Consider the following 1,286-nt stretch of genomic DNA (forward strand, 5'->3'; position numbering starts at 1 on the left):
TACAGCTGGAATGGTCTGTCGGTAACAACAGCCGGTGATCATATTGCTACACTCACCAGTGTTGCCGGTTGTGATTCCGTTGTTACACTGCATTTAATTGTTAACCCTGCTGTAACAGGTGAAGAGACAATCACCATCTGTGAAGCAGCATTGCCTTATAGCTGGAACAATCTTTCTATCACATCAGCCGGTGAGCATACTGCTACACTTACCAGTATGGCCGGTTGTGACTCGGTTGCTACACTGCATTTAATTGTTAATCCTGCGGTGACCGGTGAAGAAACAATCACCATCTGCGAAGCAGCATTACCATACACCTGGAATGGTCAATCCATCACCACTGCCGGTGAGCATACAGCTACACTTACCAGTGTGGCGGATTGTGATTCCATTGCAACACTGCATTTAATTGTTAATCCTGCTGTAACGGGTGAAGAAACGATCACCATCTGCGAAGCAGCATTACCATACACCTGGAATGGTCTGTCCATCACAACGGCCGGTGAGCATATTGTAACATTAACAAGCGCTGCCGGTTGTGATTCGGTTGTCACACTGCATTTAATTGTTACCCCTGCTGTAACGGGTGAAGAGACGATCACCATTTGCGAAGCAGCATTGCCCTATAGCTGGAACGGTCTGTCGGTAACAACAGCCGGCGATCATACTGCTACATTAACAAGCACTGCCGGTTGTGATTCTGTTATTACACTGCATTTAATTGTTAATCCTGCTGTAACGGGTGAAGAAACGATCACCATCTGCGAAGCAGCATTACCATACAGCTGGAATGGTCAATCCATCACTACTGCCGGTGAGCATACTGCTACACTTACCAGTGTGGCAGGTTGTGATTCGGTTGTCACACTGCATTTAATTGTTAATCCTGCGGTGACCGGTGAAGAGACGATTACCATTTGCGAAGCAGCATTGCCATATAGCTGGAATGGTCAGTCCATCACAACAGCCGGTGAGCATACAGCTACACTTACCAGTGTTGCCGGTTGTGACTCGGTGGTCACACTGCATTTGATTGTTAATCCTGCGGTGACCGGTGAAGAGACGATCACCATCTGTGAAGCAGCATTGCCTTATAGCTGGAACAATCTTTCTATCACATCAGCCGGTGAGCATACTGCTACACTTACCAGTATGGCGGGTTGTGACTCGGTGGTCACACTGCATTTGATCGTCAATCCTGCTGTAACAGGTGAAGAGACGATCACCATCTGTGAAGCAGCATTGCCTTATAGCTGGAACAATCTTTCTATCACATCAGCCGGTGA

General features: G+C 47.4%; 1 protein-coding gene. It reads left to right on the top strand.

Going from position 1 to position 1,286, the window contains the following annotated elements; all coding sequences use genetic code 11:
- Positions 1 to 1,286 (top strand): hypothetical protein (locus ACFEL9_RS26075; protein ID WP_385896332.1); only part of this gene is annotated, 1,286 nt, incomplete at both ends.

This window comes from Terrimonas alba (assembly GCF_042434975.1).
Lineage (GTDB): Bacteria > Bacteroidota > Bacteroidia > Chitinophagales > Chitinophagaceae > Terrimonas_B > Terrimonas_B alba.